The sequence below is a fragment of the Streptomyces sp. Xyl84 genome (assembly GCF_059731885.1).
In genome coordinates, this window is sequence record NZ_AP029182.1 from 2826766 (window position 1) to 2841258 (window position 14493).

Below are 14493 nucleotides of genomic sequence, written 5' to 3' on the forward strand. Positions count from 1 at the left end.
GGGGGTTTCCTTACTGGGGGAGGGAATCGAGGGAGGGGCCGAGGATCCAGCCGGCGATCTCGCGGACGGCGCCGTCGCCGCCGGGGAGGGCGGTGACGGCGCGGGCGGCGCCGCGGACGGCGTCGTGGGCGCTCGCGACCGCCACGGGCCAGCCGACGAGGGAGAAGCACGGGAGGTCGTTGACGTCGTTGCCGACGTAGAGGACACGCTCGGGGGCGATGCCCTGCTCCTCGCACCACTGCTTGAGGGCGAGGTCCTTGCGGTCGATGCCGTGCAGCACCGGGAGCTTGAGCTTGCGGGCGCGGGCGGCGACGACCGGGTTCTGCTCCGTGGACAGGATCAGCATGCGCAGGCCGCTCCTGCGCAGCGCCGCGATGCCGAGGCCGTCCCCGCGGTGCACGGAGACGAACTCGCGTCCGTCGGAGTCGATCAGCACCCGGTCGTCGGTCTGGGTGCCGTCGAAGTCGAGCACGACCGCGTCGATGTCCTCGGCGGTGGGCAGGGCGCCGCCGGGGGTCCGCGCCGCCCGGCCGGTGCCCGGCGCCGGGGGGCGGTCCGCGTCGAACAAGGGGGCGAGAGCGCGGGCGCGGGCGAGGTCGTGCGGGTCGTCGATCTCCAGTACGCGCGCCGGGTCGGTGCGCACCAGTTCGGTACGGCCGAAGAAGCGGTGCCGGTGGGTGCGGAAGCCCGCGGCGTCCATCGCGTAGGCGGCGCCGGTCTCCAGCAGGTCCTGCGGGCGGTCCTGGCGGCGCGGACGGAAGGACTTGTCATGGTTGACGCCGTAGCCGCCGGCCACGGCGGCCGGTGCGGTCCCGTCGGCCGGTGCGGTCCCACCCGCCGGAGCGGCTCCGTCGTCCGGTGCGGCGACGGCCACGGCGGTCGCACCACCGGTCCCGCCGACACCCACAGGTCCGGCGACACCACCGGTCCCGTCCGCGGCACCGGCCCCGCCCGCCGCCGCACGGCGGGTCACCGCGCCCCCCGGGCCCCCGGCGTCGGCCGGGCCCGCGGCGTCCGCCGTCTCCCCGGCGTCCCGCCAGAGGAACCCGTGGAACGGTGCCACGGTCACCGCGGTGTCCGCGCCGGTCTCGGTGACCGCGCGGGCGACCCCGTCGACGTCCTCGCGGGTCAGGAACGGGCTGGTGCACTGCACCAGCAGCACGACATCCACCCGCGCGCCGTGCAGCGCCTCGTGGGCGTCCATCGCGTGCAGGACGGCCGCCTCGGAGGTGGCCGTGTCCCCCGCGATCGCGGCCGGCCGCAGGACGACCTCGGCACCGGCCTCGCGCGCCGCCGCCGCGATGGCCCGGTCGTCGGTGGAGACCACGACGTCCGTCACGGACCGCGCCGCCCGGCACGCGTGCACCGCACGCGCCACCAGGGGCACACCGCCCACGGGGGCGAGGTTCTTCTCGGGCACGCCCTTGGAGCCGCCGCGCGCGGGTATCACCGCGAGCACACGGCGTACCGGGGCGCCCTGGCCCGCTTCCGGGTGGGACATGACATCTGCTCCTCGAGGTGGGGTCGGGCGGCTCACAGCTCCCCCATCCGCCGGATGACGGGCGCCACGCGCTGCACGCCGTGGCGGTAGGCGCCGCGGGCGGCCCGGCGGACGATCTGCCGGACCGGTCCGGGGCCGCGGTCGGCTGCCGGGGCCCCCGGCAGCGGCGCGCCGTCGGGTCCCAGGTGGTGGCGTGCGAGGAGGCCCGGCAGGTAGCCGGGCGCGGTCCCGGGTGTGTAGTACGGGTCGAGCGGGGGCAGGCCGCCGGGCGCCCGGAGCAGCTCGCCGATGCGTTCGCGGGCCGTGTCGAAGGCGGTGGCGTAGGAACCGCCGGTGGCGACGCCCTGCCGGGCCACCCACTCCTCCTCGGGCACCGGACGGTGTCCGGCGTCGAGCTGGTCCCAGGAGGCGAGGCAGCCGGACCCGGTGAAGTGGTGGTTGCCGAGCGTCTCGCGCACCCCGAGGTCGGTGAGGACGACGGTGGGGATCCGGCGGTGCAGCGCCTCCAGCGCGGCGGTGGAGCTGACCGTCACCAGCAGGTCGGTGCGGTCGAGCACCTCCCCCATGTGCCCGTAGACCAGGCGCAGGTTGGGCGGCAGCGCGGCCCGCTGCGCCAGCCTCTGGTACGGCACCTCCTCAATGTGGGTGGTGTGTTCGCCCGGCCGGGAGCGCAGCTTGAGCAGCACCTCGCGGCCGGGGTGCAGCCGGGCGTGCCGGATCAGCCGCTCCAGCAGGTACGCACGGTCCCGGCGGCTCTCGGGGACGGAGGGCTGCGCGGCGAACACCACGGTGTACGGGTCGTGCGCGCCGGTGTAGGGAGCGCCGCCGAGGAACGGCAGGGCCACCTCGGTGACCGCGGACGCGTCGGCGCCCACTCCTTCGTAGACGGCGCGGAAACGCTCCGCGTCCTGGCGCGAGTTGGCGAGCACCAGGTCCGCGCCGTGCCGCAGCAGCAGACCGTCGGCGAGCTTCTCGTAGACGACACCGACGTACCCGGTGACGACCACGGGCCGCCGGCCGGCGCCCTCCCAGGCCCGCTTCAGTCCGTGCAGCACCGCCTGCACGCCGCCGCCCACGAGGGCGAGCACGAGGACGTCGCAGGGCTCCTCGCCCGCCGCGCCGGGGGCCATGGCGCGCAGGAACTCGACGGCGGTCACCTCGCGGAGCGAGTCCGCGCGGACGCCGACCTCCGTCAGCTGGCGGGCGGTGGGGGTGGCACGGCCCCGCAGGAGGTAGCCGTCGAGCCGGATCCCGGCACCGGCGGGGGCGACGCGCTGCGCGGTGAGCGCGCCCCATTTCCACCGGGTGTCGGAATCCGCGAGAACGGCGACCCGCAGGGTTTTCGTTGCACTTGCTGGCACGTCGCAGACGCTAGGAAGGCATTTCTAGGTCCCGCCCAACCGGAATGCAACAAACGGTTAACAGCACACCGCCGAATGCGGAACCGGCGCCGGGGGCAGACCGTGGAAAGCCTGGTTCACGGCATCGCCACGTGTCGTTCACTCCCGGTCAAACTCCAGGTAAAGACGGGACCGGGGCCCGCGTCCTAACGTCGCACACGTGGTCAAGCTCTCCGTCATCGTGCCGTTCTACAACGTGCAGCAATACGCACCCGACACCTTGAAGAGTCTGCGTGCGAACGCGCGTGACGACTTCGAATTCGTCCTCGTCGACGACTGTTCACGCGATGAGACCCCGGACATCCTCGCGCGCGCGGAACGGGAACTGCCCGGTGCCGTCCTCGTCCGGCGCGAGGAGAACGGAGGGCTGGCGACCGCACGCAACACCGGGATCGACCGGGCGCGCGGCGAGTACCTGACGTTCCTGGACGGCGACGACTGGCTGGCCCCCGGCTACTACCCGCGGCTGCTCGCCGTGATCGAGGAGCTGGGCTGCGACTTCGTCCGCGCCGACCATGTGCAGTGCACCGGCCGGGCGCGCAGCGTGCACCGGGTGCCGCACGGCCGGCGCGGGGTGGTGCTCGACCCGCGGGCGGCGATCCTGCCCGCCGACCGCTCCACCTCCGTGGACTACCCCTACGCGTGGGCGGGCGTCTACCACCGGCGGCTGCGCGAGCGGGGGCTGCTGCACTTCACCGACGGGCTGCGCACGGCCGAGGACCGGCCGTGGATCTGGAAGCTGCACCGGGAGGCGGAGTCCTTCGCCGTGACCGGCCTGCTGGGGGTCCACTACCGGCGGGGGGTGGCCTCCTCGCTCACCCAGATCGGCGATGTGCGCCAACTGGACTTCATCCGCGCGTTCGACCAGGTCGTCGAGGAGACGGCCCGGGACCGGGAGGCGGCCCTGCTGCTGCCCAAGGCGGTCCGTACGTACTGCGCGATCATCGCCCACCATCTGGGCTCCATCGAAAGGTTCGAACCGGCGGTGGCACGGAAACTGAAGTCGCTCAGCGCGCGCGCCCTGCGCCGTATGCCGCAGGGCGTCCTGGACGAGGCGCTGGACTCCATGGACGTCCAGCGCGCCACCCGGCTGCGCCGGCTGCGCCGCCGCCCCGCCGGCACGGGGGCCGCCGCGTGACCACCCGGATCTTCCTCGCGTCGACGCTGTACGGCACCGCCACCCTCGCCGCCGCCCTCGACGCCGACTGCTTCGGCCCCGCCGACCGCCGCATCCTGGTGGTCTGCAACAACACGGCGACGCCGGAGACCACCCCGCCGGTGGACGAGCTGCCCGGCTTCGAACGGCTGCGGGAACGGTTCGACGACGTCGTGTCGTGGAACGAGGCCGTCTCCCCCTTCCACCCGGGCGGCTGGGCCCCGCGCCCGGACGACGTGCCGCTGTGGGAACGGCACCTGAGACTGCTGTGGGACCTGGGCGAGGACGCCGTCGAACTGGCCGTCGAGTCGATCCAGGTCAACCCCGCGCTCGCCGTCTGCCAGATCTTCACCGGCGCGCCCGTCACCGTCTACGCCGACGGCCTGATGAGCTACGGCCCCACCCGCAACAAGATCGACCCGCTGGTCGGCACCCGCATCGACCGCCTGCTCCACCTGGACCTGGTGCCGGGCCTGCGGCCTGTGCTGCTCACCGAGTTCGGGGTGGCGCCGCAGATCGTCCCCACGGACGCCTTCCTCAAGGTGCTGGCCGAACTCGCGGACACGGGCGAGGCGTTGCCGGGCCTGCCCGCCGAACCCGCCCTGCTGCTCGGCCAGTACCTGAGCGCGCTGGACATCCTCACCGCCGAGGAGGAGGAGGCGCTGCACGTGCGGATGCTGCGCGGCGCCGTCGCGCTCGGCCACACCCGCGTCGTCTTCAAACCCCACCCCTCGGCGCCCGCCCGCTGGTCGCGCGCGCTGGAGCGGGAGGCCGGGAAGCTGGGCGCCGACCTCACGGTGCTCGCCACGCCCGTCCTCGCCGAGGTGCTGTACCAGCGGATACGCCCCGCCCTGGTCGTCGGCTGCTTCTCCACCGCGCTGCTCACCGCGTCGGCGCTGTACGGGCTCCCGGTCGCCCGTACCGGCACCGGCACCCTGCTGGAGCGGCTGACGCCGTACGAGAACAGCAACCGCGTCCCCGTGACGATCGTCGACGCACTGCTGCCGGACCTGGCGGTCCTGGCCGGCGGTGCCGCGGCGGGCGCGGAACAGGGGCGGGACACCGTCCCCGAGCCGCCCGCCGCCCGTGGCGGGGACCCAGCCGCCGAAGCGCTGGGCGAGCTGGTGCGGGCCGTCTCCTTCGCGATGCAGCCGAAGATCTACCCGGGTCTGCGCCCGGCCGCCGAGCGGTACCTCGCCGCGCACCTCGACACGCACGCCCGGCGCTACTTCAAGCGCCGCCGGCTGACCGCGCTGGCGCTGCCCGGCGGTGTCCCGCAGCAACTCGCCTTCATACCGCGCAACGCGACGGTACGGCGGGTGGCCCGCCGCGCCCGCTCACTGGGACGGACGGTGGGCCGCTGACGGACCGGCCACCGCCAGGCGCCGGCCACGGCTTCTAGGCGCTGGCCAGCGACAGCTTGACCGCGAAGCCCAGGAACAGGGCGCCCGCCGCCGAGGTCGCCCACGCCGACAGGCGCTTGCGGCGGCGGAAGGCGGCGGCCAGCCGGGTGCCGCCGAAGATCAGGGCGCTCAGGTAGAGGAAGCTGGCGAGCTGGGCGAAGAGGCCGAGGACGACGAAGGACAGCGCCGGGTAGGCATAGCCCGGGTCGACGAACTGCACGAAGAACGTTCCAGAATCAAACTGCCTGTACGCTCGCGCCCATGACCGCTACCAAGACCGCTCCCGAGTGGACCGTTGAGGAACTGGCAGAGCTGGCCGACCTCCAGGCCAGGAACGATGCGCTACCGCAGGACGCGCCCCGAGGGCTCCTGTCGGTACGCCTGTCGATCCTCACGGAGGACACCACCAGCCCGGCGCGGCAGGAACTTGACCTTCGTCGCCATGCCATCCGCGAGGGCATCAGGGTTGTCGGTGTGGCCAGAGACCTCGGAGTGTCCGCGACCAAGAAAGCCCCCTGGGAGCGGAAGGAACTTGGAGATTGGCTTAACAACCGGATTCCTGAGTTCGACCTGATCCTGTTCTGGAAGCTGGACCGGTTCATTAGGCGAATTTCCGACCTGCACGAAGTAATCAAGTGGTGCGAGAAGTTTGGGAAAAACCTCGTTTCCCTCAATGACACCCTGGACCTGTCATCCCCGATGGCTCAGGCAATGGTGACTTTCGTTGCGACAGTTGCAGAGATTGAAGCCGCCAACACCAAGACCCGCGTTTCTTCCCACTGGGAATACACCAAGCAACAGGATCAATGGCGTATTGGTAAGCCGTCGTATGGCTACAAGACTGCCAGGGTGAGGGGGAAGCTCCGCCTAGTACAGGACCCCAAGCAGGCGCGAGCGGTGCGCTACATGTTCCAGGCTGCCATGCGAGGGGTTCCGGCAAACCGAATTGCCAAGGTGCTGGACCGGGCCAAGGTTCCGACCTACAGCAACCGGAAATGGAACAATCAGCAGGTTCTCAGGATTCTCAGGAACCCTGCCGTTAAGGGGCTTCGCACCGAAGGAGGGACGAAGTCGACTACCTACAAATCTACGCCGGTGCTAGACAAGCAGGGCCAGGAAATCAGGGTCACGGATGAACCGATCCTGACTGATACAGAATTCGAGAACGTACAAGCAGCACTTGCCACCCGCGCGAAGAACAAGCGTCATCATGAGAAGAACCGTCGCCCTACGAGGTTCCTAGGTGTCATGAAACACCAGTGCGGCAGGAACGTTAACGAAACGAATAACTACAAGACACTTTCTACCGGCGAAGTGAAGGAGTACCGATACTTGCGGTGCCCCGACTGCCGGAAGCCAGGATTCGTGACACCAGATCCTGAACATGTGTACTCCGCTCTAGCGGAGGCCGTCTTCGAGGCCCTGGGAGATTTCGAGGTGATCCGTCGTGAGTACGCCAGAGGCGACGAGAACAGGCGAGAGCGGAAGCGACTGGAAGAGTCCATCGCCTACTACATGTCCGGGCTGGAGCCCGGTGGAAAGTTCGATAAGGCCGGATTCATTCGTGAGAAGGCAGAGAGCACGCTAGACGCTCTCATGAACGACTTGACGAAGATCGACCCGGACTCCACAAAGGATCGATGGATCTACGAAAGCACCGGCATGACGTACAGGCAGCATTGGGAGGCTGGCGGCGTAGAGGCCATGGAAAAGGACCTACTGAGCGCCGGAATAACTTTCGAACTCGGAAAGCAGGACGATGGGGAACTGTTGGGGCAGTTGATCATTCCGCACGATGTTAAGAAGCGACTGATCAGAATGGACAACAACTGGAGTTAGCCGCACCCGCGCACTTTGCGAAGCAATGCCCCCTCCGGAAGGAGGGGGCATTCTTATGTCAACTCTCGGAGGGATAGACGACATCGGCAACGACTCTCCGGTTACCGTCCTGATCCTGGATAACAGTTACAACTCGCATACTCCCCCTGTCGGCACCGAGACCGTGCGCCGGGCGCTAGTAACGAAGAAACCTTGCATCGCTGCCCCCTGGCGAAGTCAAAGGGGATCGTTTAAACCCTCTCTCCAAAGCGGTGTTTAAACGCTTGTCCTTGAAACCGCCAGGGGTGCGCCTGTAGACACGACTGCACTACCGACTGGAGTACCCGTGACCGATTTTTCCCCTGTCGACCACGACATGTGGCGACAGTGCATATCCCGCGATCCTCGCGTGAAACAGAACACGTACGCCGTCGCCATGGCGTTCTCGATGTTCGGTGACTACACCGATGGAACCGACGTGTTCCCGTCCATGGCGACCATCGCCGGAATGGTCGGCCTATCCAATGCGACGAAGGTTCATCCGTACCGCCGGAAGCTGGTCGAGTATGGCTACCTTGCCGACACCGGGCGGCGGTCGACCGCCGATACGGTCGTCTACCGCCTGACTGCCCCGGCCGAAGTCGTGGCAGCGGTCAAGGCCGGGCGGGAAGCCCGCACGCCGAGAGGACGCGAGAGCGGCCCTTCAAGGCTCGCTGCGGCGAGCCCTGACCACTCGGCCCCCTCGGTCGGAGATCAGCCTTCCACTGGCCCCACAGGACCACTGGAACTCACCCTGGAGCAGAAGGCTTGGTTCCTCGGCGGGGACGATCCGCAGTCCTGGCCGTGGGCGGCTGTCCCCTACGCCCTGGCCGAGCAGGCATACCGGCGCTACACGGGCGAACTAGCGGCCTAGCCTCGCGCTTTCATGAAGCGGGCCGTCCGGCAGGCGGTCAGGAAAGCAGAAAGTGCCTCTGACCAGCAAGAATGAGGATTGTCGAGGTCCTTGTTCCTGCCATCGCCGGAGGCACTTCCCAGGTGAAGCACTCTATCGGGTCCTATCCCCGTGTCCGCGTCCAGGACGACGGCCGCCAGGTCGTCTCCCAGGCCGGGTCGGTCGTGCTGGTCGAAACGGTCCGCAAGAGCGGTCTTGACCAGGTCGTATCGGCATCTCTGGCGCCGTGGCGCAAGCCGCGGGCCGTCCACGATCCCGGCAAGGTCCTCCTGGATGTCGCCCTGGCGGTCGCACTGGGCGGGGACTGCCTCGCGGACGTCGCGATGCTGCGGGCCGAGCCGGCCGTCTTCGGTCCGGTCGCCTCCGACCCGACCGTCTCCCGCCTGATCGACACCCTCGCCGCCTCCGGCGAGAAAGCTCTGCAGGCGATCCGGTCCGCACGCTCCGAAGTCCGTGACCGTGTCTGGTCGTTGGCCGGTGAGAATGCCCCGGACGCCGACGGTCAGATCACCGTCGACCTCGACGGTGTCCTCGTGATCGCGCACTCCGACAAACAGGACGCGGCCGCGACCTGGAAGAAGACCTACGGCCACCATCCGCTGACGGCCTTCGTCGACCACGGCCCGGGCGGAACCGGTGAGCCCGTCGCGGCCCTCCTCAGACCGGGAAACGCGGGCTCCAACACGGCCGCCGACCACATCACCACCACCCAGCTCGCCCTGGCCCAGCTGCCGAAGAAGTACCGGCAAGGGCGGCAGACGCTGATCCGCACGGACTCCGCCGGCGGCACCCACGACTTCGTGTCCTGGCTCGCGAAGCGAGGACGCTGGCTGTCCTACTCGGTCGGCATGGTGATCACCGAGACCATTCACCAGCACCTCCTGAGGATCCCGACCTCGGCTTGGACACCGGCCGTCGAGGCTGATGGCACGGTCCGTGACGGGGCCTGGGTCGCCGAGCTCACCGGCAGCCTGCTGGACGGCTGGCCGAAGGGAATGCGGCTGATCGTCCGCAAGGAACGGCCACATCCCGGTGCCCAGTTGAGGATCACCGACGCGGACGGCATGCGGATCACCTGCTTCGCGACCAACACCCCGGACCGGCCGATCGCCGAGCTCGAGCTCCGCCACCGGCTGCGGGCCCGCGCCGAGGACCGGATCCGGGCCGCCCGCGCGACTGGACTGCGCAACCTGCCCCTGCACCACACCGCGCAGAACAAGGTCTGGCTGGAGATCGTCCAGATCGCGCTTGACCTGCTGGCCTGGCTGCCCATGCTCGCTCTGACCGGCCAGGCCCGTCTCTGGGAACCCCGCCGTCTGCGGTTCCGCCTGTTCTCCGCAGCCGCCCAGCTCGTCACCACCGGCCGACGCCGCATCCTCCGCCTCGCCCGCCACTGGCCCTGGACCGGCGAGATATCCGCCGCCCTTGAACGACTTGCGCTCCTGCCGAACCCCGGCTGACCAGCGGATTCGCCTGTCCCTACAAGAAGAGGAACCAGCCCGGAGCAGTGGGACCCGGCGTCCACCCGAGGCGACACTCGGGCCCTCGGAATGCCCGCCATCAGCCACCGAAAGCGAAACGATCCACCGACTCCGTCAGCGGACCGTCATGCAAGATCGAGGCTAGTACCCACACGGGCACTAGGGGTGTCCCTCTACAGGTACAAGGGCTATACCCGAGCGGGTACACAATCTCATAGAGATCTCAATAAGAGATCTCATATTTAGCTCGTAGAGAGCGTGTACCCCTTCGGGTGCACCTTTGCCCTGGCCGATCGAAGAGCGGACAGACAGCCAGGCTCCCTATCGGGGCCTGACTCTGGCCAAGGCTGAAAGCTCGAAGCCTGTGGAACAGAGCGAAGAGCGATAGTAAGACTCCTTCGACTATGGAGCCTACGGAGTCTTTATCGGCCAAGGCTTAGCGAACGACTCCCGAAAGGAGTCGGAGCGACAGAACAGCGTTCCGCTCGCTTCCTTCTCGACTGGAAGGCGAGGCCGGCAACGTCAGGCCAAGGCGACAGAATGGCTTAGGTGGACCGCGTGGCAGGTCCAGTGGCTTGGACGCCCTGATGCGATCCCATCACCTGTTGAGCTGCCGCAACGAAGTCCCGGTGGTAATCGCGCCATCTATCGGGAAGCAATTCACTCTCCTCGACAAGACCGTTGATCATCCGAACATAGTCTGCCTCTGGCACACCATCGGCCCCAGAATTCATGCGATGCATGGCGGCCAGCGCAGCAAGTCTCATTCCGAGAACCGACAACACTCCCTCGGCGCTTTCTGCAACGGCTGGGGGGCCGAGGATTTCTATTCGCGCTTGCCACCGGTACAACGTCCGGATCAGCTCGACAGCCTGGGTAACGTCTTCCTCCTCACCAAGCTCAACACGGCGAGCAACCTCGTTATAGGCATCTTCGAATTGCTCGTACGCCTCTGATCGTTGCTGTCGAAGCCAATGAGCATGCTCAGCGGCGGCCTGGTCCTGCACCTGCTGCCTCACGGCGCGGGCTGACCTCTCAGCCCCGATCTTTGCGCCCCAGACGGCCGCAGCACCGCCGACCACGGCACCCAACAGTCCGACCCCTGCTGCGATCAGCGCAGCTATGCCTTGATCCATAAGGGCATCTTGCCGGATGCCCATCCAAGGGAGGGGACGTTTCAAAGATCCAGGCTTGCCTTCTGTGCACCCGCGTCCTTCCCTTCACGCGAACGCGCGGGGGTTCGCCCATAGTCGTGGGACCGATAGGCGGGGTGCAATCTCGCCGAGGCATCCCGCACCTCATCGAGAATCGCGCATGGTAGCGCGTGTGATTTTCGTCCTCCTAACAGGTCTTTACAGAGCGCAAGAACGACTTCGACCTACTAGGGGGTCGGGGGAGGAAGCGCCACGGGGCGGCGCGACGACGACGGCCCGGCTTCACGGCAGTTTCCAAATGCTGTGGAGTCGGGCTGTCTTCCGTTCTGTCGCCGAACGCTGCGCTCCTCTCAATCGACCTCGAAGAAACATGGGACATGAATAACACAGTCGAGCTGAAATGCTGGGCTTGTGAGAAGCCGTTCAACATCGAGTACGGCCCTGGCCGGCCGCCACGGTATTGCGGTCCTTCCTGCAAGAACCTAGCGCGCAAGATCGCGCGGCGAATCCGCTTCGTCGAGCGGATCGAACAGCAGCGCGCGGCACGCGCTGAAGTGCCAGCTGTAGAAAAAAACTCCGCAACCTAGCGGAGCAACACCCGCCCCCGAGCCGCCCCACCCATTTCCGGGTGCTGGGCGGCTTTTGCATTCCCGGCCGCTTCCGGCCCCGACCAAAGAGGAATATACATGTCTACTGATCTCTACAGGCGTCAGGCTGAGGCCGCGCTGGAGAAGCGAGCGAAGCTGATTGACGAGCTGCGCGCTGTCGAGAAGAATCCCAGCCTCTCCAACGCCGAGAAGCGCGAGCGTGTCGATCGACTCGACACCGAGCTTCGCGGCCTGGAGGCGGAGGCCCGCGAGGCCATCGAGCGCGGGGAGCGTGAGGCCGAGGTTCGCAGCCTGGCCGCCCGGCACGGGAGCGTCCTTACCCCCGTCGCTGGTCCGAGCGAGTCGACCGAATGGCGCTCGCTCATGCCGTCACTCAGTGAGTACCGTGCCCTGATCTCCGAGGGCGTTCCCCAGGATGGCGGGTACACCGTGCCCGAGCAGATCGCGGGTAAGTACATTGACGCGCTGAAGGCGAAGTCCACTTTTCTCCGTGGCCTCCCGGCTAGCAGCATCATCCCCTTTGCCTCGGCCTCTTTCTCTGTGCCGCAGCTTCTTTCCTCTACCGGTGCGGATTACGTCGCCGAGGGACAGCCGATCCCCGAGGGTCAGATGGTTTGGGGTGAAGTTAAGTTCGAGGCGCAGAAGATCGGCGAGGTTCAGTGGGCGTCGACTGAGGTTTTGGAAGACTCCGCGCTTGATCAGCGGCGGGTCATCGCCGAGAACCTTCTCCGTGACGCTTCTCTGAAGTTCGACGCTGACGCTTTCACCGGTGCCGGCCGAATTAAGGGCATCGTGTCTCAGGGCATTTCTACGACTCTCGGCAGCGGCAAGGTTTCGGTCACCTATGACGACCTTGCCGATGCCGTAGCCCGTATCGAGGCCACGAACGGCACTCCCTCGGTTGTCTGGGCTTCTATCGATATGGCTGCGGCTTTGCGCAAGGAGAAGTCGTCCGGTTCCGGCGTTTACCAGGGCGGTTCTCCGACCGACAATCCGGCTTCTACAGCTTGGGGCCTGCCGATCCTGCCGAGTGCGTTCCTTCCTGCTAAGACGATTGTCGTCGCGGACGCTTCCCGGATCGTTGTCGGTATTCGTCGCAATGCCACGGTGAGGGTTAGCGAGGACGCTCGGTTTGATTCTGATCAGGTGGGCTTCAAGCTCACTATGCGAGTGGCTGGCGTTTCCCTCGCGGAAGCAACTAGCTGCCAGGTCATCAAGGCTGCCGCTAGCTAATAGCTCGGCACCCCGGTCACCTACCGGGTGACGCTGAAGAAGTAACCCGATAGAAGAAGGCCCCCGCCACACGGCGGGGGCCTTCTTCGTTGGAGCCCTGGCCGTCCTCGACGGGGGACAAGGGCGGCCAGGGCGGTACCGGGGGGCCGCTCAGTGCCTACGGGGCCGGGTAGCGGCGCGAGTCGCAGCCTGACGCCACCACCACAAGCCCCGACACGTAGGCAGCGACAGGCCGAAGAATGCCCCGCACCGGGCGCACCACGGAAGACCGCTCTCCGGGTCCGTGGGGCACTCGGCAGATCAGCGGGGGCACTTCGGCATACGGCCCTACCTTCATGCGCTCAGATCGAACTCGCCGGCCTTCACGGCGTCCGTGAGGGACCGCCAGTCCGCGACGGACATGGTGACGATGGTGTCCGGCTGCTGGCTGTCGCGCAACGCCACCACGCCCGGCACATTCATCGCGACCTCCGGGCAGTTGTTGACCTTCGGGTCGCGGCACGCGGCCGTCCTCACGAACTCGAACTCGGGAAGTGCAGTCATGATGCTTGATCCCTTCTCCGTTCGGCGGGGATGCGGTCCCCGCGCCGCCTTGCGACCCGCCCTCGGCACAGGCCGAGGGCGGGAGATCAGATAGAACCGGGACCCCTGAGCGCGCGCGACAAAGCGTTCAGCCCCGGCTCTTTCATCAGTTGGTCGGCTTGCGCCTTCGCGGCCAGCAAGGGCGGATCGATGTACTCCCAATCGCACTTGCCCGGATGCTTCCGAAAGATCGTGCAACCAGAGTCCAGCGGCTTGCGGCGCTTCATGCAGACCTCAATGTCCTCAAGCCACTGTTCGTCCCCGCCGTCGACCCAGCACAAGAACACATCTGTGCAGGGGTCCGCGAAAGCGCCCGTGCGGAGAAAAGCCGCGTGATAGTCGTGCGGCGCGTCCTCCAGCTTGCACTGGAACGCGTACTGACCCTCGGTCTCGATTGCCCATTCGATGCCCCCGAAGGGGCTTGGAATCTGCGCCGCCAGGTCCCGAAGCTTCGGGTCCAACATGATGGTCTCTTCGCATCGGTACGTCATCGCAGCTTCCCCAGGAACGCCGAAACCAGAATCCAGAAACAGGCCGCGTACACGCCGGCCACGAACGCCACCCAACCGAAGCGGCGCGACAGCCCGTGTAAACGCTTCAACATGGCGCTAGCCCCCCGCCCTTGCATGTGGGGCACGTCCGGCGCTCCAAGCCTGCGCACCTCCGACAGCCGCCGAACCCCCAGCACTCGTCACACCAGACCGTGCCGTGGCCGGCGCACTCCCCACACAGCGTTCCGTCTTTCCAGAGGGACCACGGGGCCTCTCCGCCCGTACGCCCGGCGCGGCGCGGGCCGACAACGGGGGGCGTGGGGGGCGACTGCCCGAACGGGACCCGGAGAGGTCCCGACCAGCGTCTTGCGGCGGCCTTCTGGGGCCGCTCCGGTGCCGTAGTCACGACTCCTCCGTATGCGGGTGCATGCGGATCGTCCGCGCCGCGTCAAAGCGACGCTGCGCCTTGTGTGCCTTCTTCGCCTTCTCCAGCTCCAGCGCGGCGGCCTGGCACACCTGGCAACTGGGGACCGGCCGCGCCTCATACAGCCAGTCATCGAGCGGGAGTTGAATCACCGGTTCGGGATAGGTTCGCTGCCCCTCAAGCATCCATCGCCCCTCGCATCCACGTCTGTCAGACAATGGTGCCCAGGGGCGCACTTAAATGCGCAGGTTATTTGCGTTGTCGGGTGCCAGCCTAAGAACGGAACCGGC

12 protein-coding genes and 1 pseudogene are annotated in these 14493 nt (G+C 67.6%); 7 read left to right on the forward strand and 6 right to left on the reverse strand.

Annotated features, from left to right (window positions below; all coding sequences use genetic code 11):
- Positions 1–10: 10 nt before the first annotated feature.
- Both AC6I72_RS12060 and AC6I72_RS12065 read right to left on the reverse strand, forming a co-directional pair.
- Positions 11–1501, reverse strand: coding sequence for a cytidylyltransferase domain-containing protein (locus AC6I72_RS12060; RefSeq protein WP_498000783.1), 1491 nt, complete (start codon positions 1499–1501; stop codon positions 11–13).
- Positions 1502–1533: 32 nt separating this feature from the next.
- On the reverse strand, positions 1534–2862 hold the full coding sequence (locus AC6I72_RS12065) for a DUF6716 putative glycosyltransferase (protein WP_498000784.1): 1329 nt from the start codon (positions 2860–2862) through the stop codon (positions 1534–1536).
- 199 nt (positions 2863–3061) lie between these two features.
- Between AC6I72_RS12065 and AC6I72_RS12070 the strand changes: the two genes are divergently transcribed.
- Together AC6I72_RS12070 and AC6I72_RS12075 are read left to right on the forward strand one after the other, a co-directional pair.
- Entirely contained in the window at positions 3062–4039 is a 978-nt protein-coding gene (locus tag AC6I72_RS12070; protein WP_498000785.1) for a glycosyltransferase family 2 protein, read from the forward strand.
- Positions 4036–5421: a polysialyltransferase family glycosyltransferase gene (locus tag AC6I72_RS12075; RefSeq protein WP_498000786.1), complete on the forward strand. Its 1386-nt coding sequence runs from the start codon at positions 4036–4038 to the stop codon at positions 5419–5421. The genes AC6I72_RS12070 and AC6I72_RS12075 overlap by 4 nt, the downstream gene beginning before the upstream one ends.
- 34 nt (positions 5422–5455) lie before the next feature.
- Here AC6I72_RS12075 and AC6I72_RS12080 read toward each other — a convergent pair.
- Positions 5456–5686: pseudogene (locus tag AC6I72_RS12080) on the reverse strand (LysE family transporter); the annotation flags it as partial.
- Positions 5687–5721: 35 nt separating this feature from the next.
- On the opposite strand from AC6I72_RS12080, the gene AC6I72_RS12085 reads away from it, so the two are divergent.
- The 5 genes from AC6I72_RS12085 (at position 5722) to AC6I72_RS12105 (ending at position 12706) form a co-directional block, all read left to right on the forward strand.
- Positions 5722–7299 carry a recombinase family protein gene (locus AC6I72_RS12085; protein ID WP_498000787.1) on the forward strand — a complete coding sequence of 526 codons (1578 nt, stop codon included), beginning with the start codon at positions 5722–5724 and terminating at the stop codon, positions 7297–7299.
- Between the two features lie 325 nt (positions 7300–7624).
- Entirely contained in the window at positions 7625–8191 is a 567-nt protein-coding gene (locus tag AC6I72_RS12090; protein ID WP_498000788.1) for a hypothetical protein, read from the forward strand.
- Between the two features lie 122 nt (positions 8192–8313).
- A complete protein-coding gene (locus AC6I72_RS12095) occupies positions 8314–9690 on the forward strand; it encodes an IS1380 family transposase (RefSeq protein WP_498000789.1) in 1377 nt (458 codons plus the stop codon).
- A gap of 596 nt (positions 9691–10286) precedes the next feature.
- The gene (locus AC6I72_RS12100) at positions 10287–10667 is read left to right on the forward strand and encodes a hypothetical protein (RefSeq protein ID WP_498000790.1); all 381 of its coding nucleotides are present in this window, start codon (positions 10287–10289) and stop codon (positions 10665–10667) included.
- Positions 10668–11551: 884 nt separating this feature from the next.
- On the forward strand, positions 11552–12706 hold the full coding sequence (locus AC6I72_RS12105; RefSeq protein ID WP_498000791.1) for a phage major capsid protein: 1155 nt from the start codon (positions 11552–11554) through the stop codon (positions 12704–12706).
- A 333-nt stretch (positions 12707–13039) separates the two neighbouring features.
- On the opposite strand, the gene AC6I72_RS12110 is transcribed toward AC6I72_RS12105, so the two are convergent.
- The 3 genes from AC6I72_RS12110 to AC6I72_RS12120 all read right to left on the reverse strand — a co-directional run bounded on the left by AC6I72_RS12110 (position 13040) and on the right by AC6I72_RS12120 (position 14388).
- Positions 13040–13249, reverse strand: a complete 210-nt coding sequence (locus tag AC6I72_RS12110; RefSeq protein ID WP_498000792.1) for a DUF397 domain-containing protein — start codon at positions 13247–13249, stop codon at positions 13040–13042.
- A gap of 86 nt (positions 13250–13335) precedes the next feature.
- Positions 13336–13752, reverse strand: coding sequence for a hypothetical protein (locus AC6I72_RS12115; RefSeq protein WP_498000793.1), 417 nt, complete (start codon positions 13750–13752; stop codon positions 13336–13338).
- A gap of 429 nt (positions 13753–14181) precedes the next feature.
- Positions 14182–14388 carry a hypothetical protein gene (locus tag AC6I72_RS12120; protein ID WP_498000794.1) on the reverse strand — a complete coding sequence of 69 codons (207 nt, stop codon included), beginning with the start codon at positions 14386–14388 and terminating at the stop codon, positions 14182–14184.
- Positions 14389–14493: the final 105 nt, after the last annotated feature.